The sequence below is a fragment of the Flavobacterium sp. LC2016-13 genome (assembly GCF_009707955.1).
In the GTDB taxonomy this organism is placed as follows: domain Bacteria; phylum Bacteroidota; class Bacteroidia; order Flavobacteriales; family Flavobacteriaceae; genus Flavobacterium.
In genome coordinates this window covers 722,598-741,170 of the sequence record NZ_WMDQ01000002.1, presented here as the reverse complement: position 1 = coordinate 741,170, position 18,573 = coordinate 722,598, and the positions used below count along the sequence as shown (strand labels likewise).

Here is an 18,573-nt window from a genome sequence, read left to right as displayed (position 1 = left end):
ATTTAAAAATATCTAAAAAGCTATTCATTACGAATAGCTTTTTTTATGCACTAAAGTATTTTAAAATGTTTATGATTTATTAATATATGATTTGTCATTTTTCTATTTGATTATGATAAAAATTGGATAAATTCGTAGCCACTTAACAAAACCATTTTTATGAAGAACTTACAAAAAGGAGATAAAAAATTACTAAATGCCTGGGCCTTTTATGATTGGGCTAATTCGGTTTATCCATTAGTTATTTCATCGGCTGTTTTTCCAATTTTTTATGAAGCTTTATTTTCAGACAGAGATCATTATATTGATGTTTTCGGAATGAATCTTAAAAATTCAGCTTTAATAAGTTTTGTTACTGCTGCAGCATTTTTGGTTGTAGCTTTTATTTCTCCTTTATTATCAGGTATCGCTGATTATGTAGGGAATAAAAAATCGTTTATGAAATTCTTTTGCTATATGGGCGCCTTGTCTTGTATGGGCTTATACTGGTTTAATCTTGAAAATATATATGTTGGCTTACTTTTTTATTTTTTAGGATTAATTGGTTTCTGGGGAAGTTTGGTTTTTTACAATTCCTATTTACCGGACATTGCTTTTCCGGAACAACAAGATAAATTAAGTGCTAAAGGATATTCATTAGGATATGTAGGAAGCGTTGTTTTAATGATCATTAATTTAGCAATGATTATGAAACCAACCATTTTCGGTATCTCAGGAACAGAAGGTGAAGCTGCAATGAAAGCCATGCGATATTCATTTTTAATGGTAGGTATTTGGTGGATTCTTTTTAGCCAATACACTTATTATTATTTACCAAAAGGAAATAAAACTACAGATCAAAAAGTAACCAAAGATGTTATTTTTAATGGTTTTACTGAATTGAAAAAAGTTTGGAAATTACTGGAAGAAAATATTTCTTTAAAAAGATATTTGGGTAGTTTCTTCGTTTATAGTATGGCTGTACAAACCGTAATGATTGTTGCTACTTATTTTGGCGCACAGGAAATTCAGTGGTCATCAAAAAACGAAAGTACAACAGGTTTAATTATTTGTATTCTATTAATACAATTAGTTGCGATAATTGGTGCCGTTTTAACATCAAGAGCTTCTGCTAAATTTGGAAACATTCCAACATTAATTACTATAAATTGCATTTGGGCAGTACTTTGCATATTAGCCTTTTTCATAACATTACCAATTCATTTTTATATTATGGCAACTCTAATTGGTTTTGTTATGGGAGGAATTCAGGCATTATCCCGCTCAACATATTCTAAGTTATTACCAGAATCAGAAGATACAGCATCATTCTTCAGTTTTTATGATGTTGCTGAAAAAATTGGAATTGTAATTGGAATGTGTATTTATGGTATAATTGATCAAATTACCGGAAGCCCTAGATTTTCTATTGTTATTTTGGCAGTATTTTTTACAATTGGAGTTCTCTTATTAAGAAGAGTGCCAAAAAAAGGCGTTTTAAATTAATAAAACACCTTAAAATAGCTTTGTTATTTTAGTTGGTAAATTTATATAAAAAGCTCAATAATAAAAGAGATGATTTTGTTCGTTTAAAACGGATTGATGATTTAATAAAATTTATTATTGAGCTTTTTAATTGAATTAACCTTTTGAGATATTTCCTGAACCAGAAACTTTTACATCACGTTTATCAGGATTTCCAATATATTTTATATCGCCGGAGCCAGAAACTCTTGCCGTTAAATTTCCTTCACAATTCACAATACTATTGCCAGAGCCGGAAACATTTGCAGTCACATTTTTAGATTTTAAATTTGATGCATTTATATTTCCTGATCCTGAAAGTTTAGTCGTAAAATTATCAGCTGATCCTTTTAAGGTGACATCTCCTGAACCACTTACATTCAATTCAAAATCATTTGAATCAACATCTAATTTAAAATTCCCTGAACCTGCCAGTTTAGCTTCAAATTTGTCGTTTTTGATAATGCTTTTGGTCTGAATATCTCCTGAACCTGCAAGGCTTAAGGCTGAAATTTTCTCAAACGGAACAGTTATTTCTATTTTGTGTCCATTACTAGAGCGAATATTTACCGTTTTATCAACATATATTTTAAGTGCATTATCTTCTACTTCGATTTTAATAGCAGACAATAAATTCTCTTCGCCTTTAATAGTGATTTTACCTTCTTTTCCTGCAATTAAATTCACATCAAAAGGACCTCCAACTTTTATAGCGTCATAATCTCCGGTATTTCTCGTTTCGGTAACAACTTTACCATTTCCTTTAATTTTATTTTTGTCATTTGATGACCATTGTGCATTAGTAACAAATCCTATTAAAAATGCACCACAAACTAATAATTGAATTGATTTTTTCATTTTGATTGACTTTTTGATTATTGTTTTTTGATTAATGTAACATTGCCATAATTAGAGTTAACAACAACTTTGTTCTGGCCTTTTTTATTATTATATCCGCTGATTCTTTTACTTGTATTTTTACTTTCCGTAACCGAAACATCCAATGAATTATCGTTTTTAATGTTTCCGTATTTCGTATTTATATCAAAATCAAAAGAATAGTTGATATCATAACCCAAAGAAACATCTGAATAACCCGAATTGATATTAATGTTGTTGGCTTTTTCAGTAATATTCGAAATGTTTACTTTACTGTAAGTTACATTTGCATTTACACTATTCGAAATTTCAGCAATATTAATAGTAACATAATTTCCGGATCCCGACAAAGAGTTTATTTTCTGAAATTTAAAATTTCCGTAATTACAGTCATATTTAATGTTTTGACCATCTGCAAGCGTTAAATCAGTATAATTGGTATCTAAATTCAAATTACCTGAATCATTAATTTTTAAATTTGAATATCGAGCTTCAAGAGTTCCGTTTTTAATATAATCAATACTGGAATTTTGGCAATACTCAATTTGAATGCGATTGCTTGAACCATTCAATTTGCCAAGTGTAACTTTGCCATATTTACACGAAATATCCGTAGCGCCTTCTAAAGTAAGCGTTGTAATATTCCCGTATTTATTATCCAGTTTTACAGTTCCGTTTTTCGGAATTTTTATCACATAATTTATCTCAAAACTATTGCTGCTTCCCTGGCTTTTTAGAGATGAATTTCCCATATTAGTAACCGCTGAAACCATCGATTTAAGCGCGGTAATGTCAACATCAATACTGTTTAGTTTTTCATTTACCCAATTTTCATTTCCGCCCGTTACCTTTATGGTAATGTCAAGATCAATTTTGTCTTCATCCCAGGTACTTACCGTAATGCTTCCGTATTTATTCTGAATATCGATTCCGGCATTAGAATTTACGATATAGGTTTTTTTGATTGTTTTTTGTTTTGAAATAAAAGTATCATCATTAGAAAATCCTAAAAAGGGAATTAAAATGAATAGAATTAGTATTTTATAATGTTTTTTCATGGGTCGTGTTTTTTAAGTTTTCGTTTTCTTCAATGCGTTGCAAAACCGTTTGCAAAAAAGATATTCTCGTTTGCAAATTGCTAATCATCGCATAAATGATTTGTTTGTTTTCTCCGTTTTTCTGAACCTCTTTTATGATTTTTTGATAATCTGCATCAAAAACCTTCATTTGTTTTAAGGCATCATTTACGATTTGTTCGTTTTCAGGAGAACTTTTTTCTTTTAATTTAACTAGCTCATTATCAATCAAAATATTAAAGATAGAATCCGTACGTTTCGTTTCGTTCGATGCAAACTTAAATTCCTTAGGTTTTGTATTGTTATTGTATAAAATAGATACTCCTAATAATAATGTTATAGATGCGGCGATCGCCCAAATGGTGTAATTCTTTTTCTTTGGTTGTTTTTTATTCAATTTATTTAAAAAATCAACCTGATGATCTGAACTCATTTCATGAACATCCCATTGATTCTCTAATCTTTTAAATAATTGGTCTAAATCTTCATTTTCCTTTTTCATATACTCTCTAATTTTTTTCGTAAACTTTCTTTAGCTCTGCTTAATGTCGTCCTGCAATTAGCATAACTGATATTTAAGATTTCGCTAATTTCCTCCTGATCATAACCTTCAATATAAAACAGCGTCAAAACCATTCGATAATTATCTTTTAAATCTGAAATGGCCTCTAAAACCTGTTTCACTTTAAGTGAATCCAAATCTATGTTTTCAGCAAAGAAACTATCATTTTCTTCTATTTTATAAAGCGTTTTGTTGATGTCTTCCATCTGAAAAGCATTATTTTTTTTATAAAAATCAATACTATAATTAATAATGATTTTTTTAAGCCATGCTCCAAATGCGACTTCCTGCTTATAATCGTTAATTTTTGTAAAGGCTTTCAAAAAACCTTCCTGCATGACGTCTTGTGCAAAATGTTCATCTTTTACAATTCTGTAAGCCACATTATACATGGCTTTACAATAACGATTGTAAACTTCAAATTGTGCCTTTTGGTTATTGTCTTTACAAAGTGCGATTAACTCTTCGATATTTTGATTGGTTGTACTCAAGTAATGGTTGCTAGTTTTTTATAATGACTTTGCTTTTTTCAGGATGTTACAGTTTTTCAATATTTTTTTTAAAATTAGTTAAAAAGAACTTTAAAAGTAATTGTCATTTTGAGATCATTATTTTAGAAATGATTATAATAAGTTGATAATGAATAAATTAAATAAAAACACTTCTTCTAAGAATTCATTTGTTAAAAAATGTTAAAATTGAATCAATGTTTTTGTTATTTTTGAAGAACTAAAAACAAAATTTAACCATGAAAAAATTAAAAAGCATTGCTTTAGTGGCATTATTTATGTCAACATCTTTATTTGTTTCTTGTTCTAGCGATACTGATAATTCAAATGAAGAAACACCAGAAGTAACTACAGGAGATTATTGGCCAACTGCAATTGGCAATCAGTGGGTTTTAAACCAAAGTGGTTCTGAAACTACTATGAAAATTATTAGCTCAGAAAAAATAAACGGAGAAACTTATTTTAAATTTGATAAGTTTTTCTCTTCAACCAGTGACGTTTCAGCTTCAGCTTCTGCTTCACTTAAAAAAGTACAAGGAGATTATTATATTAAATTAGATGATATTGTAAGTAGCGCAAACGGTATATCAAGCAAAATTAGCGGATATGAATTTGTTTTCTTTAAAGATTATTTAGAAGTAAATAAAACATGGACCGGAAGCTATACACAAACTACTACATTTGATTATCCTGGAATTCCTGCTATGAAAATGAATGTAAAATATACAGGAACAATTTTAGAGAAAGGTGCAACGGTTACTATTAAGAATGTTACTTATAAAGATGTTATTAAATTTAAACTAAAATTAGAGACTTCATATGAAGGACAAACTGCCAGTTCAACAGAGGCAGAATATTCGATTGCAAAAGGTGTAGGTATCATTAAGTTTGGTTTCAATAATTCATCTTCTGAATTGGTTTCTTATAAACTGAATTAAAATATTTTTTATAAAGATTATAAAAGCCTGAAAGTTATTTCAGGTTTTTTTTATGCTTTTTTTCTAAGTGTTATAAATAGTTAGGACTAAAAATACTAAATTTCAAAGCTGACTCTTTTGCATTTGGCATAATGATTGTCTATTTTTACGATCTATCTTGTAAATGAAACACTTATTATGGTTTGTATGAAAACGGTAATATTTAAGACAGCAAATACAATTAGAATTAAACTTTTAATGACAAAAAGACTTATATATTATTATGTCAAATCATAAAATACTTACTATTGACAATCTGTCACTTCAAGAATTTGATTCAGAAGCAGAATTAATTCCATTATTAACTCCAGAAGACGAAGAGGAAATGAACAATGAAGAGCTTCCGCTTTCGTTGCCAATTTTACCTTTACGTAATACTGTTTTATTTCCGGGTGTAGTTATTCCAATTTCTGCAGGAAGAGATAAATCGATAAAATTAATAAATGATGCCAATGCCGGCGGAAAAATAATTGGTGTAGTTTCTCAAATTAATGAAGAAGACGAAGATCCGTCAAAAGACGATATTCATAAAATAGGAACCGTAGCGAGAATTCTGCGTGTTTTAAAAATGCCTGACGGAAATGTAACCGTTATTCTGCAAGGAAAAAAACGTTTTGAAATTAATGAAGTAGTTTCAGAAGAGCCTTATATTACGGCAACTATCAAAGAAGTTTCAGAAGAACGTCCTGACGAAAATGACACAGAATTTACGGCAATTTTAGATTCTGTAAAAGAGCTGGCAATTCAAATTATAAAAGAAAGTCCAAACATTCCATCTGAAGCTACTTTTGCGATCAAAAACATTGAAAGCCAATCGTTTTTGATCAATTTTGTTTCTTCTAATATGAATTTATCCGTAAAAGAAAAACAAGGACTTTTATCGATAAACGGATTAAAAGACAGAGCGCTTGAAACCTTACGTTATATGAACGTGGAGTTGCAAAAATTAGAATTGAAAAATGACATTCAGTCAAAAGTTCGTTTTGATTTAGACCAACAGCAACGTGAATATTTTCTTCATCAGCAAATGAAAACCATTCAGGAAGAATTGGGAGGCGTTTCGCAAGAGGAAGAAATGGACGAAATGGGAATTAAGGCGAAAACCAAAAAATGGGACGAAAAAACGCAAAAACATTTCGAAAAAGAATTGTCTAAAATGCGTAGAATGAACCCACAATCGCCAGATTTTGGAATTCAGCGTAACTATTTAGAATTGTTTTTAGAATTGCCGTGGGGTGAATATTCTAAAGATAAATTCGATTTAAAATATGCTCAGAAAATATTAGATAAAGATCATTTTGGACTTGAAGAAGTAAAGAAAAGAATGGTTGAACATTTGGCAGTTTTAAAACTTCGTAACGATATGAAATCGCCAATTATTTGTTTGACAGGGCCTCCTGGAGTTGGTAAAACATCTATTGGGCGTTCTGTTGCTGAAGCTTTGGGACGTGAATATGTTCGTATTTCTTTAGGTGGTTTGCGTGACGAAGCAGAGATTCGCGGACACAGAAAAACGTATATTGGTGCAATGCCAGGCCGAATTATTCAGAGTTTGAAAAAAGCAGGAACTTCAAATCCGGTTTTTATTTTAGATGAAATTGATAAACTTTCGAGCGGAAACAGCGGAGATCCTTCGTCTGCATTATTAGAAGTTTTAGATCCTGAACAAAACAGTTCATTTTATGATAACTTCCTTGAAATGGGATATGATTTATCTAAAGTGATGTTTATTGCAACCTCAAATAATATGGCTGCCATTCAGCCTGCATTACGTGACAGAATGGAAGTAATCAAAATGTCAGGTTATACAATTGAAGAAAAAGTAGAAATTGCAAAAAGACACCTTTTTCCAAAACAATTAGAAGCACACGGATTAACCAGCAAAGATTTGACAATTGGGAAAAAACAATTAGAAAAAATTGTTGAAGGTTATACACGTGAATCCGGTGTTCGTAATTTAGAAACTAAAATTGCTCAGGTAATTCGTAATGCAGCAAAAGCAGTTGCGATGGAAGAGGAGTATAATAAAAAAGTTACTGATGAAGATATTGTAACTGTTTTGGGAGTGCCAAGATTAGAGCGTGACAAATATGAAAATAATGATGTTGCAGGAGTTGTTACAGGTTTAGCCTGGACAAGTGTTGGTGGCGATATTTTATTTATTGAATCCTTAATTTCTGAAGGAAAAGGTTCATTGACTATTACCGGAAATCTTGGAAATGTCATGAAAGAATCGGCTACAATTGCTTTAGAATACATTAAAGCAAATGCCAAAAAGTTAGGGCTTAGTGTAGAATTATTTCAAAAATATAATATTCATTTACACGTTCCTGAAGGTGCAACGCCAAAAGACGGACCAAGTGCCGGTATTGCAATGTTGACGTCATTAGTTTCTTTACTGACACAAAAGAAAGTAAAGAAAAGTTTAGCGATGACAGGTGAAATAACGCTTCGTGGAAAAGTTTTACCAGTTGGCGGAATCAAAGAAAAAATATTAGCGGCTAAAAGGGCTAACATCAAAGAAATCATTTTATGTCATGAAAACAAAAGTGATATTGATGAAATTAAAGCAGAATATTTAGAAGGTCTTACATTTCATTATGTAAAAGAAATGAGTGAGGTTTTAACGCTGGCTTTGACAGATCAAAATGCTAAAAACGCTAAGACTTTAAAATAATATTTTTTTAAAAATACAGTCCAAATTTCAAGCTGATTAATTTCAGATTGAAATTTGGATTTTTTTTATCCCATTTTTACTTACTTTTGTTTTGAATTAGATTTGCAAAATCTTTATAAATATTGATTTATAGTAAGTTAGCAAATTTATTTTTTTCCAGTTACACAATTTTATATCAGTATTTGCGTTATTCCCATATAGGAACGCCTAAAAAGCATGCTAAAACAATTTGTTTTATTTTTAATGTTAATGGTTTGTTCGGTTTCCTTCGGACAAATTGGAGGGCGCTACACCTATCAGTTTCTTAATTTAACAACGTCACCAAGGCAAGCAGCGTTGGGGGGAAAGACAATAACGATTTATGATGAAGATGTTAATCAGGTCATGTATAATCCAGCAACTTTAAACGAAGATATGGATAATCATCTGGCTATGAATTATGGAAGTTATTATGGAGAAGCTTCCTACGGAACTGCTTCTTATGCTTATACTTACGATAGGCATGTACAAACTTTTTATGCCGGAATTAGTTATATAAATTACGGTTCATTTGAAGGTTATGATGAAAACGGACAGGCAACTTCAAACTTTACAGGAAGCGAAGCCGCGTTATCACTGGGATATGCTTATAATATTCCTTTTACAGATGTTCATATTGGGGTTAGTGGAAAGCTAATAACTTCTACTTTAGAAAGTTATAATTCTATTGGTGGAGCAATTGATGTGGGAATTATGTATGAAATTCCAGAAAATAATGTAAATTTGGCCTTGGTAATTAGAAATTTTGGGACACAATTTACAACGTATTCAGGAATACATGAAAATTTGCCCCTTGAAATCATTGCCGGAATGTCACAAGAATTAGAGCATGTGCCAATACGTTGGCATCTTTCATTAGATAATTTACAGCAATGGAACGTTGCTTTTTCGAATCCAAATCGTGGTGAAACCAATATCGACGGATCGACAAGTGAAGAAAAGGTTTCTTTTGTAAATAATGCTTTAAGACACGTTGTTTTTGGTGTTGAACTTTTTCCAAAAAAAGCAGTTAATTTGAGATTAGGTTATAATTTTAGAAGAGCAGAAGAATTGAGAATTAACGATCAACGTAACTTCTCAGGGCTCTCATTGGGTTTCGGTTTAAGAATGAATCGATTAAAATTTAATTATTCATATTCAAGATATACTTTAGCGGGCAATTCGAGTCTTTTTGGACTAATATTAAACTTTCAATAATTAGGTAATTTTATGAAACTATTTTATTTGATTCTGTTTTTTACTGTAGGTTTTTTTAATACCTCAAAATTAAATTTTAAAGACGAAAATATGACTGATGCTGAAATCGAAAGATTTAATTATCAGTTAAATGTGGTAAAAGAGAAGATTGAAACCGGTTCTAACTACAATACTAAAATCGCTTTTTTAGTAGACATGAGAATAAAATCCGGCAAAAATCGCTTTTTTGTTTATGACTTAATAAACAATAAGATTTTAGATCAAGGTCTTGTAGCTCACGGATCAGGCTCTGACACTGGAATTGGAGGAGAATTGAAATTTAGCAACGAGCCAAATTCAAACTGTACGGCACTAGGCAGATATTCGATCGAAAAGTGTTACAAAGGAATTTTTGGTAAAGCGTACAGATTAACAGGATTGGATGAAACAAATAATAATGCTTTAAAAAGAGCAATAGTTTTGCATCACTATTCTGCAGTTCCACTTGATGAACAAGAATATTATATTTCACGCAGCCACGGATGTCCAATGGTTAATGAACAATTCTTTAAAAGAATAGAAAAGATAATTGATAGTTCTAAGTCGAAAATTATTTTAGATATTTACTATTAGTAAATTATATAGTTAAAATCTTAGTTCTTCAATTTTAGAACTCATTAGGCTTTTTATCAATAGCTACAGATAATTTTAAATTTCCATAAATTTTATACAAGCATCATATGAAAAAGATCTTTATCGTTTTTCTTTTGATGCTTTTTCTTTTTATTGGTTTTATTTTTTTTAATGAAGAGAAAACTGAAGTAGTAAAAGTTGATAGGGAAATTGAAATTGCCCGACTAGCTGAAGTAAAAAAAATAATCAATAGTAATTCGAAGTATAACAATAAAATTGCTTTTTTTATTGACATGAAAATTCCTTCCGGGAAAAATCGTTTTTTTGTTTACGATTTAAAAAATAATAAAATTATTGACAGAGGATTAGTTGCACACGGTTCTGGTTCTGAAACTTCTATTAAAGGCAAATTGAAATTTAGTAATGTTCAAAATTCATTAAGTACATCGTTAGGAAGATATTCAATAGGAAATCACTATAACGGAAAGTTTGGCAAAGCTTATAAACTCTACGGATTAGATACTACGAATAGTAATGCATTTAACCGTGATATTGTATTTCATTATTATTTTGATGTTCCATATAAAGAACAGGATAACTATATTTGCAACAGTTATGGTTGCCCTATGGTCAATGAAAAATATTTTGACCGAATTGCCAAAATAATTGATAACTCAAAATCAAATATTGTAATGAGTATTTATTATTAAGGAAAGAACCTAAACGACAGAAAATTAAACTTTAAAAATATAAAATTGAAAAAAATAACCATTGCAATCGACGGATTCTCGTCAACAGGAAAGAGTACATTAGCAAAACAGTTGGCAAAAGAACTCGAATATGTTTATGTTGATACTGGTGCAATGTACCGTGCTGTGGCTTTATATGCAATGCAAAATAAATTAATAGGAGCTGATTTTTTTGATAAAAAAAGTCTTATTGATGCTTTATCAAAAATTCAATTAGAGTTTAAGTTTAATGCTGATTTGGGATTTGGCGAAATGTATTTGAACGGAGAAAATGTCGAAAAACAAATTAGAACGATCGAGGTTTCTAATTTTGTTAGTAAAGTAGCTGAAGTTTCTGAAGTGCGCTCTAAATTAGTAGAACAGCAACAGGAAATGGGTAAAAACAAAGCTATTGTTATGGACGGAAGAGATATAGGAACTGTAGTTTTTCCTGATGCAGAGCTTAAAATATTTATGACAGCAAGTGCCGAAACCCGAGCGCAAAGACGTTTTGATGAATTACAGCAAAAAGGCGATAACGTTTCTTATGAAGACGTTTTGAAAAATGTTGTAGAAAGAGATCATATAGATACACACCGTGAAGATTCTCCTTTAGTAATAGCAAATGATGCAATTGAAATAGATAATTCTTACTTAACAAGAGAAGAACAATTTTCAGCTGTTTTAGAATTAATAAATGACGTTGTTAAAACAGTTTAATTTTTTGTAGATATCATTTTTAATGGTAGTTTTACCGCTTCATTTATTCTAAAGACAAATTTCATCATATGGGCATAAAAAACAGGTTGATTATAATGAGCTTTCTTCAATTTTTTGTTTGGGGAGCCTGGCTTATAACAATTGGAAATTATTGGTTTGGAACTAAAAACTGGGAAGGAACTCAGTTTGGTCTTGTTTTCGGAACCATGGGAATTGCTTCTTTATTCATGCCCACTCTTACCGGAATTATTGCAGACAGATGGATAAACGCTGAAAAATTGTATGGTTTTTTACATATAATTTATGCAGTAGTTTTATTTGGTATTGCACATGTTACTACACCGGATAATTTTATATATGTAATGTTTGCCGCAATGTGTTGCTATATGCCAACAATTGCATTAAGTAACTCGATTTCATATACCTCGCTAAAGCTAAATAATAAAAACATTGTAAAAGATTTTCCGCCAATTCGTGTTTGGGGAACAATAGGTTTTATTGCAGCAATGTGGATTACTAATTTAAGTGGAAGCAAAGCAAATGAATATCAGTTTTATATTGCCGGAATTGGTGCTTTAATTCTTGGTATTTATGCTTTTACATTGCCAAAATGTGAACCGCAACGTTTAACTAAAGAAGATGCTTCATTGGTTGAAACTCTGGGTTTAGAGGCTTTTAAATTATTTGGAAATTATAAAATGGCCTTGTTTTTTGTATTCTCTATGTTTTTAGGTGGTGCATTGCAATTAACAAACGCTTATGGAGATGTTTTTTTGGATGAATTTAAACATTTTCCAAAATATGCGGATTCTTTCGTAATTAAATATTCGACTATTATTATGTCGATCTCTCAGGTTTCTGAAACATTATTTATTCTGGCTATTCCTTTTTTCTTACGACGTTTTGGAATCAAACAAGTTATGCTTATTAGTATGCTGGCTTGGGTTTTACGTTTCGGATTATTTGCTTTTGGAGATCCTGTAGGAGGTTTATGGATGATTATTATGTCTTGTATTGTTTACGGAATGGCATTTGATTTCTTTAATATCTCAGGTTCATTATTCGTAGAGAGTAATACGGATTCTAAAATTCGTTCATCAGCTCAAGGATTATTTATGATGATGACCAATGGAGTAGGAGCAGTTCTGGGAAGTTTAACTTCTGGTTGGGCAATTGATCGTTTCTTTACAAAATCATTTAGTAATACAATTGAATTGTCTGGATTTTTACAGACTGATGAAAATAACTCTAAAATGCTAGAATTTGTAAAAGGTCAAGGCAATACAATTTCTGCTGATGGAATTTTTTCAAATCCAATTCTAATGAAAGACTGGCATACGATCTGGCTTTCGTTTGCTGCTTACGCTTTGGTAATTGCAATTGCTTTTGCTGTTTTATTTAAACACAAACACGATCCAAAAGAAATAGAGAATCTAAGTCATTAAAGACTAACAAAATATTCTAAATCCCGTTTTTCAATTTATTGAAAACGGGATTTTTTTTTATTACTCTGTTTACGTTAATATGTATATTTGAATATGCAAAATCAACAAATAAAGTCACTTCCACCTTTTCAATCTGTTAGTTCAATTCCAACGATATTTCTTAATTTTGTCTTTGGGCTTTTTTGGGTATTTTTTGTGTTATTTTTTATAACAGGAATAATTTATTTGTTGTCAAGTTCTTTTGAGGAAACCGGACTAGATGAAATTGCTACCATTGCTCTTTTTTTTATATTTTTCATCGCTTTATCAGGTATAGTTACATTATTAATTTATGCGAGAAAAAAGATGTTTACAACTACTATAGTTGATGAAAAAGGGATTCGTTATTTGAATAAATTTAATGGATTTGTTGTGAAAGATTTACCTTGGAGCAGTTTTGCGAAGAAAGAAGATTTTACATATTTATTAGAATCTCCAAAATATGATGTTAGCTCAAACACACCCATGAAATCTGTTTTTGATCAGTTTGCCTGGCCGGTTTTAATAAATAAAAATGTAGTCATTCATACAGATGCTTTTTTGGGAAGACACTTTTTTTGCATGTTCTATTCAAATCGAACAGAATTGATTCGAAGTTTTTTATTAGGAATTGCTCGTTATAGACCTGATATTACTGTTAATCCTGCTATTTTTGTGAATCACAATATCGATATGGAAAATTATATTATTGATTATCGTAAACGTAGAATTACTCAAGTTTTAGGATTCGGAGTTTGTGTATTTATTTTAGCATTGTCATATTATTTTGTATTTCATTGATTTCTAACTTAAAAAGGTTTTGGTTATGATTAGACAGATTTTAGCTGTAATTGCCGGTTATGCGATTTTTGTAATTAGTTCGGTATTGCTTTTTAGAGTTTCAGAAGTTAATCCGCATTCAGATGCTTCTCAATTGTTTATGATATTGACATTTGTTTATGGAACTGTCTTTTCTTTTATAAGCGGACTTGTAACGCAAGTTATTTCGAGAACAAAAAATCTTAAAGTCAATTATATTTTATTGATTATAATGGCTGGTTTTGCTGCATTTTCATTTTTTAAGTCAAATGGTAGTTCCTGGACGCAATTGTTGGCAATTTTTATTTTTGCTCCGGTTTCTGTTTTAGGTGGTTATTTTTGGATTAGGCAAAAACTAAAATAAACTATAGTTGGATGATAGAAGATTTAAAAAAGTTATGGATTTTTTGGTTTAGTTTTTCCGGAAAGATTGGAAGAAATGAATTTAAGGTTTATTTTTTAATTGATAGTATATTAGAAATAGGCATTATTGTATTATATGCTAACGTCAATTTAGATAATAGAAATATTCTTAATTTATTCTATCTCTGTATTTTGTTATTATTGAAGTTTATACCAATGCAAGTTGCAATTACAAGACGTTTGAGGGATATAAATTTAAATCCGGTTTTTATTTTTATAAATTTTGTTCCAATATTAAATCTGTTATTTAGAATTTATTTATCTGTTGCAAAAGAAAAAGTTGATTTATCAATTGAGATAAAGGAAATTGGAAATTAAATTCAGCTCAAAGTATGAAGATATGATAAACCCGACAGATTTTTAAAACCTTGTGGAGTTCTATATAAAAGGTTCTTATAAAACTCCAAATTTTCTAATCTAGCCCCGATAGAGTGTTTATCCTTTTATGGTGGGGTTCACCATAAAAGATAATAGCGAAAGCGGGACTTCAGGTGTTGAAAACCTAAAATGTTCTGCTCCTGAACAATTGGCTGAGAATCATTTAGAATTATTTTGCTATTACAAATAAATGTAGTAATTTTGCAAACCTTTTGGCAGAGAAGAGTTTCCATTAGGTATCAACTATTTATGTAAAACAACTTCTGTTTTTTCTATCGCATTAAGAAACTCAAGAAAAACAGAATACAAATTTTTTATCAGCATGTCTGAACAATTAAAATCACAAGAAGAGTTTTTAGCAAATTTTAACTGGCATAACTTCCAAGAAGGAATTGATGCAGTAGATGAGAAAAACTTACAAGAATTCGAAGAACTAGTATCTAAAACTTTTATCGCTACAGATCAAGAAGAAGTAGTTGAAGGAGTAGTTGTTAGAATTACAGATAGAGACGTTATCGTTGATATCAACGCAAAATCGGAAGGTGTTATTTCTTTAAACGAATTCCGTTACAACCCGAACTTAAAAGTTGGTGACAAAGTAGAAGTATTAATCGACATCCGTGAGGACAAAACTGGTCAATTAGTATTATCTCACAGAAAAGCACGTACTATTAAATCTTGGGATAGAGTTATTTCTGCAAACGAAACAGGTGAAATCGTTAATGGTTTTGTAAAATGCAGAACTAAAGGTGGTATGATCGTTGACGTTTTCGGAATTGAAGCTTTCTTACCTGGTTCTCAAATTGATGTTAAGCCAATTAGAGACTACGATGTATATGTAAACAAAATGATGGAATTCAAAGTGGTAAAAATTAACCACGAATTCAAAAACGTTGTTGTATCTCATAAAGCGCTTATCGAAGCTGATATCGAAGTACAGAAAAAAGAAATCATCGGTCAATTACAAAAAGGACAAGTATTAGAAGGTGTTGTTAAAAACATTACTTCTTATGGTGTGTTCATTGACTTAGGTGGTGTTGATGGATTAATTCACATTACTGACCTTTCTTGGAGTAGAATCAACCACCCAAGTGAAGTTCTTGAATTAGACCAAAAATTAAACGTTGTAATCCTTGATTTCGATGATGAAAAAACAAGAATTCAATTAGGATTGAAACAATTAAACGCTCACCCATGGGATGCTTTAGATGCTAATTTAACTATTGGTGATAAAGTAAAAGGTAAAGTAGTTGTAATCGCTGATTACGGTGCATTTATTGAAGTTGCTGAAGGTGTTGAAGGTTTAATCCACGTTTCTGAAATGTCATGGTCAACTCATTTACGTTCTGCTCAGGATTTCGTAAAAGTTGGAGATGTTGTTGAAGCTGTTATCTTAACTTTAGATAGAGATGACCGTAAAATGTCATTAGGTATCAAACAATTAACTCAAGATCCATGGACTGACATTACTTCTAAATACCCAGTAGGTTCTAAACATACAGGTATCGTTAGAAACTTTACAAACTTTGGTATTTTCGTAGAATTAGAAGAAGGAATTGATGGATTAATTTACATTTCTGACCTTTCTTGGACTAAGAAAATTAAACACCCATCTGAATTTGTAAATGTTGGTGAAAAACTTGATGTAGTTGTATTAGAATTAGATGTTGAAGGACGTAAATTATCTTTAGGTCATAAACAAACTACTGCTAATCCTTGGGATCAATACGAAGATTCTTTCGCTGTAGGAACTATCCATAATGGTGAAATTTCTGAAATCGTTGACAAAGGAGCTACTGTAGAATTCGGAGATGATATCGTTGCTTTCATTCCTACTCGTCACCTTGAAAAAGAAGACGGAAAGAAATTGAAAAAAGGTGATTCTGCTGATTTCAAAGTAATCGAATTCAACAAAGAATTCAAAAGAGTAGTTGCTTCTCACACTGCTATCTTCCGTGAAGAAGAAGAGAAAAATGTGAAAGCTGCAACTGAAAATACTTCATCTAACTCTACTACAAATGCACCAGCTGCAACTTTAGGAGATAACAATGATGTATTAGCTGCATTAAAAGCTAAAATGGAAAAAACTGAGAAAAAATAATTCTTAAGTTTCTTTAAATAGAAAGTCCCACAGCAATGTGGGACTTTTTTTTGGTTTCAAGTTTTCTTTATTTTTTGACCTGCTTTTCAACATAGCCCCCGGTTTCAACCGTGGGAAACGTGTTGTGATTCCTTTGCGTTTCAATGGTTAAAACCATGTTTTATTTTGAAGCCAGTAATTTGGTTTCTTCAGGACTAAACTCAGGAACTATTGCATAAGAATGTATATTAGCAATTTTCACTTCATCCAAAATATCAACCAAATTTTTAAAGTTACATTTTTTGGTTGGTTTTATAATTACCGTAATTCCTCGTCCAGGTTTTCCTAAAGCAGCTGAATATTCAAGCATGCTTTTATTTCTTTTTAGTAATTCTTGGCGAATTCCTTCTTTGCCGTATTTAATTTCTTTAGGAGAAATTATAGGAGAACCTAAAATTCCCATGTAATAGATCAATTTATTGTTTTCACCTAGCATTATAGTTATTGATCTATTTTCTCCGTAATGCGGAACAGGACAGTCACAACAATCGTTTCTAATACTTAGATCCATGACTTTTGGTTTTGACAATTCACCAACAACCATAAAAAAGATGATTAACAAAAACGAAACACTGACCATAGCCGTTAAATCTACTTTTGTGCTTAATTTTTTACTTCTAACTTTTTTAGGTAGATTTTGCATAGATTTTCGTTTTAGTTAATTTAAGAATTATTTTGAAGCTAATAATTTCGATTCTTCGGGAGTAAAATCATTTACAATGGCATAAGTATCAATTTTTGCAATTGCCATTTCGTCTAGAATATCGACTAAATTTTTATAATTGCATTTTTTACTAGGCTTTATAATTACAGTAATTCCTCTGCCGGGTCTGCCAAGTGCAGCAGAATATTCTAATACTGTTTTATTTCGGGCGTAAAGTTCCTTCCTAATCCCATTTTTACCATATATAGTTTCTTTAGGGGCAACAATAGGTACCTGTAAAAGTCCTGTATACGATACTAGTTTATTATTTTCACCTAATAATATTGTAACGGATCTATTTTCTCCTCCACAACCTCCATGTGATCCTCCAAATTCATCTTCATCATAATATGGCAAACTCAAATCCATAACTTTAGGTTTTGACAATTCAATTGTCACCATAAAAAATATAATCAATAAAAAAGAAACGCTAACCATTGCCGTCAAATCAACTCTTGGACTTAACTTTTTACTTCTGACTTTTTTAGGTAAATTTTCCATAAAAATATATTTTTAATTTGATGCTAATAATTTTGTTTCTTCATCAGTAAATTCATCTACAATAGCGAATGTATCAATATTAGCAATATTCATCTCGTCTAAGATTTCAACTAAATTTTTAAAATTGCTTTTTTTGCTTGGTTTTATAATTACTATGACACCACTTTTAGGTTTTCCCATTGCTGTCATATATTCGACAATTTGTTTCTTTTTTAAGAAAACTTCTGTTCTAATACCCTGTTTTCCAAATCGAACTTGTTTAGGATTTTCAGTAGGATAAGATAATAAACCTGAATAAGTTACTATTTTATCATTATCATCAAGCAAAATTGTATAAAGTCGATTTCCATCAACACAACCTATCGGACCACAGCCTGGATCTTTATCAGGCAATCCTAAATCAATTCCCTTTGGTTTAGACAATTCAATTGTCACCATAAAAAATATAATCAACAAAAAAGAAACGCTCACCATTGCCGTTAAATCAACTCTAGTACTTAACTTTTTACTTCTAACTTTTTTAGGTAAATTTTCCATAATGAATTAATTTGTTACTAAAGTTATCGAAAAAACAGATACAATGAAGATGCGAATTTCAAAAATATTTAAAAATAATTTTAAGCATTAAAGCCTTGTTATACAGTGTTTTTTGAAAATGTTTTAATAA

19 protein-coding genes are annotated in these 18,573 nt (G+C 30.6%); 12 read left to right on the top strand and 7 right to left on the bottom strand.

Annotated elements, in window-relative coordinates:
- The first annotated feature begins 159 nt into the window (after positions 1–159).
- Positions 160–1,485 (top strand): MFS transporter, encoded by a 1,326-nt coding sequence (locus tag GKZ86_RS07225; protein WP_154782425.1) that lies wholly within the window; start codon positions 160–162, stop codon positions 1,483–1,485.
- 135 nt (positions 1,486–1,620) lie between these two features.
- On the opposite strand, the gene GKZ86_RS07220 is transcribed toward GKZ86_RS07225, so the two are convergent.
- Genes GKZ86_RS07220 through GKZ86_RS07205 form a run of 4 tightly spaced genes read right to left on the bottom strand, consistent with a single transcriptional unit; the run spans position 1,621 to position 4,511 of the window.
- Positions 1,621–2,361, bottom strand: coding sequence for a head GIN domain-containing protein (locus tag GKZ86_RS07220; RefSeq protein WP_154782424.1), 741 nt, complete (start codon positions 2,359–2,361; stop codon positions 1,621–1,623).
- 17 nt (positions 2,362–2,378) lie between these two features.
- A complete protein-coding gene (locus tag GKZ86_RS07215) occupies positions 2,379–3,440 on the bottom strand; it encodes a hypothetical protein (RefSeq protein ID WP_154782423.1) in 1,062 nt (353 codons plus the stop codon).
- The gene (locus GKZ86_RS07210) at positions 3,424–3,960 is read right to left on the bottom strand and encodes an anti-sigma factor (RefSeq protein ID WP_154782422.1); all 537 of its coding nucleotides are present in this window, start codon (positions 3,958–3,960) and stop codon (positions 3,424–3,426) included. The genes GKZ86_RS07215 and GKZ86_RS07210 overlap by 17 nt, the downstream gene beginning before the upstream one ends.
- Positions 3,957–4,511, bottom strand: coding sequence for an RNA polymerase sigma factor (locus GKZ86_RS07205; RefSeq protein ID WP_154782421.1), 555 nt, complete (start codon positions 4,509–4,511; stop codon positions 3,957–3,959). Before GKZ86_RS07205 ends, GKZ86_RS07210 begins: the two co-directional genes overlap by 4 nt.
- A gap of 257 nt (positions 4,512–4,768) precedes the next feature.
- Here GKZ86_RS07205 and GKZ86_RS07200 point away from each other — a divergent pair, with 257 nt between their 5' ends.
- The 11 genes from GKZ86_RS07200 (at position 4,769) to rpsA (ending at position 16,663) form a co-directional block, all read left to right on the top strand.
- Positions 4,769–5,467, top strand: a complete 699-nt coding sequence (locus tag GKZ86_RS07200; protein WP_154782420.1) for a hypothetical protein — start codon at positions 4,769–4,771, stop codon at positions 5,465–5,467.
- 262 nt (positions 5,468–5,729) lie between these two features.
- Entirely contained in the window at positions 5,730–8,183 is a 2,454-nt protein-coding gene (gene lon, locus GKZ86_RS07195) for an endopeptidase La (RefSeq protein ID WP_154782419.1), read from the top strand.
- Between the two features lie 216 nt (positions 8,184–8,399).
- On the top strand, positions 8,400–9,419 hold the full coding sequence (gene porQ / locus GKZ86_RS07190) for a type IX secretion system protein PorQ (protein ID WP_154782418.1): 1,020 nt from the start codon (positions 8,400–8,402) through the stop codon (positions 9,417–9,419).
- A gap of 12 nt (positions 9,420–9,431) precedes the next feature.
- Positions 9,432–10,031: a murein L,D-transpeptidase catalytic domain-containing protein gene (locus tag GKZ86_RS07185; protein ID WP_154782417.1), complete on the top strand. Its 600-nt coding sequence runs from the start codon at positions 9,432–9,434 to the stop codon at positions 10,029–10,031.
- 107 nt (positions 10,032–10,138) lie between these two features.
- Positions 10,139–10,741: a murein L,D-transpeptidase catalytic domain-containing protein gene (locus GKZ86_RS07180; RefSeq protein ID WP_154782416.1), complete on the top strand. Its 603-nt coding sequence runs from the start codon at positions 10,139–10,141 to the stop codon at positions 10,739–10,741.
- Positions 10,742–10,786: 45 nt separating this feature from the next.
- Positions 10,787–11,479: a (d)CMP kinase gene (gene cmk / locus GKZ86_RS07175; RefSeq protein ID WP_154782415.1), complete on the top strand. Its 693-nt coding sequence runs from the start codon at positions 10,787–10,789 to the stop codon at positions 11,477–11,479.
- A gap of 68 nt (positions 11,480–11,547) precedes the next feature.
- Entirely contained in the window at positions 11,548–12,924 is a 1,377-nt protein-coding gene (locus GKZ86_RS07170; RefSeq protein WP_154782414.1) for a nucleoside permease, read from the top strand.
- 345 nt (positions 12,925–13,269) lie between these two features.
- Positions 13,270–13,743, top strand: coding sequence for a hypothetical protein (locus GKZ86_RS07165; RefSeq protein WP_154782413.1), 474 nt, complete (start codon positions 13,270–13,272; stop codon positions 13,741–13,743).
- A 25-nt stretch (positions 13,744–13,768) separates the two neighbouring features.
- Complete coding sequence (locus GKZ86_RS07160; protein WP_154782412.1) at positions 13,769–14,125, top strand: hypothetical protein; 357 nt, start codon at positions 13,769–13,771, stop codon at positions 14,123–14,125.
- Positions 14,126–14,136: 11 nt separating this feature from the next.
- The gene (locus tag GKZ86_RS07155) at positions 14,137–14,502 is read left to right on the top strand and encodes a DUF805 domain-containing protein (RefSeq protein ID WP_154782411.1); all 366 of its coding nucleotides are present in this window, start codon (positions 14,137–14,139) and stop codon (positions 14,500–14,502) included.
- A gap of 382 nt (positions 14,503–14,884) precedes the next feature.
- Positions 14,885–16,663, top strand: coding sequence for a 30S ribosomal protein S1 (gene rpsA, locus GKZ86_RS07150; RefSeq protein ID WP_059115236.1), 1,779 nt, complete (start codon positions 14,885–14,887; stop codon positions 16,661–16,663).
- A 160-nt stretch (positions 16,664–16,823) separates the two neighbouring features.
- Here the strand turns inward: rpsA and GKZ86_RS07145 are convergent, their stop codons facing one another.
- Genes GKZ86_RS07145 through GKZ86_RS07135 form a run of 3 tightly spaced genes read right to left on the bottom strand, consistent with a single transcriptional unit; the run spans position 16,824 to position 18,443 of the window.
- Positions 16,824–17,345 carry a biopolymer transporter ExbD gene (locus GKZ86_RS07145; protein ID WP_154782410.1) on the bottom strand — a complete coding sequence of 174 codons (522 nt, stop codon included), beginning with the start codon at positions 17,343–17,345 and terminating at the stop codon, positions 16,824–16,826.
- A gap of 27 nt (positions 17,346–17,372) precedes the next feature.
- Positions 17,373–17,906, bottom strand: coding sequence for a biopolymer transporter ExbD (locus GKZ86_RS07140; protein WP_154782409.1), 534 nt, complete (start codon positions 17,904–17,906; stop codon positions 17,373–17,375).
- A gap of 12 nt (positions 17,907–17,918) precedes the next feature.
- Positions 17,919–18,443, bottom strand: coding sequence for a biopolymer transporter ExbD (locus GKZ86_RS07135; RefSeq protein WP_154782408.1), 525 nt, complete (start codon positions 18,441–18,443; stop codon positions 17,919–17,921).
- Between the last annotated feature and the right edge of the window lie 130 nt (positions 18,444–18,573).

Excerpts from the sequence above, each read along its gene's own strand:
- GKZ86_RS07225 (WP_154782425.1), top strand. The coding sequence starts at position 160 with ATGAAGAACTTACAAAAAGGAGATAAAAAATTACTAAATGCCTGGGCC.
- GKZ86_RS07220 (WP_154782424.1), bottom strand. The coding sequence starts at position 2,361 with ATGAAAAAATCAATTCAATTATTAGTTTGTGGTGCATTTTTAATAGGA.
- GKZ86_RS07215 (WP_154782423.1), bottom strand. The coding sequence starts at position 3,440 with ATGAAAAAACATTATAAAATACTAATTCTATTCATTTTAATTCCCTTT.
- GKZ86_RS07210 (WP_154782422.1), bottom strand. The coding sequence starts at position 3,960 with ATGAAAAAGGAAAATGAAGATTTAGACCAATTATTTAAAAGATTAGAG.
- GKZ86_RS07200 (WP_154782420.1), top strand. The coding sequence starts at position 4,769 with ATGAAAAAATTAAAAAGCATTGCTTTAGTGGCATTATTTATGTCAACA.
- lon (WP_154782419.1), top strand. The coding sequence starts at position 5,730 with ATGTCAAATCATAAAATACTTACTATTGACAATCTGTCACTTCAAGAA.
- porQ (WP_154782418.1), top strand. The coding sequence starts at position 8,400 with ATGCTAAAACAATTTGTTTTATTTTTAATGTTAATGGTTTGTTCGGTT.
- GKZ86_RS07185 (WP_154782417.1), top strand. The coding sequence starts at position 9,432 with ATGAAACTATTTTATTTGATTCTGTTTTTTACTGTAGGTTTTTTTAAT.
- GKZ86_RS07180 (WP_154782416.1), top strand. The coding sequence starts at position 10,139 with ATGAAAAAGATCTTTATCGTTTTTCTTTTGATGCTTTTTCTTTTTATT.
- GKZ86_RS07170 (WP_154782414.1), top strand. The coding sequence starts at position 11,548 with ATGGGCATAAAAAACAGGTTGATTATAATGAGCTTTCTTCAATTTTTT.
- GKZ86_RS07165 (WP_154782413.1), top strand. The coding sequence starts at position 13,270 with ATGTTTACAACTACTATAGTTGATGAAAAAGGGATTCGTTATTTGAAT.
- GKZ86_RS07160 (WP_154782412.1), top strand. The coding sequence starts at position 13,769 with ATGATTAGACAGATTTTAGCTGTAATTGCCGGTTATGCGATTTTTGTA.
- GKZ86_RS07155 (WP_154782411.1), top strand. The coding sequence starts at position 14,137 with ATGATAGAAGATTTAAAAAAGTTATGGATTTTTTGGTTTAGTTTTTCC.
- rpsA (WP_059115236.1), top strand. The coding sequence starts at position 14,885 with ATGTCTGAACAATTAAAATCACAAGAAGAGTTTTTAGCAAATTTTAAC.
- GKZ86_RS07145 (WP_154782410.1), bottom strand. The coding sequence starts at position 17,345 with ATGCAAAATCTACCTAAAAAAGTTAGAAGTAAAAAATTAAGCACAAAA.
- GKZ86_RS07140 (WP_154782409.1), bottom strand. The coding sequence starts at position 17,906 with ATGGAAAATTTACCTAAAAAAGTCAGAAGTAAAAAGTTAAGTCCAAGA.
- GKZ86_RS07135 (WP_154782408.1), bottom strand. The coding sequence starts at position 18,443 with ATGGAAAATTTACCTAAAAAAGTTAGAAGTAAAAAGTTAAGTACTAGA.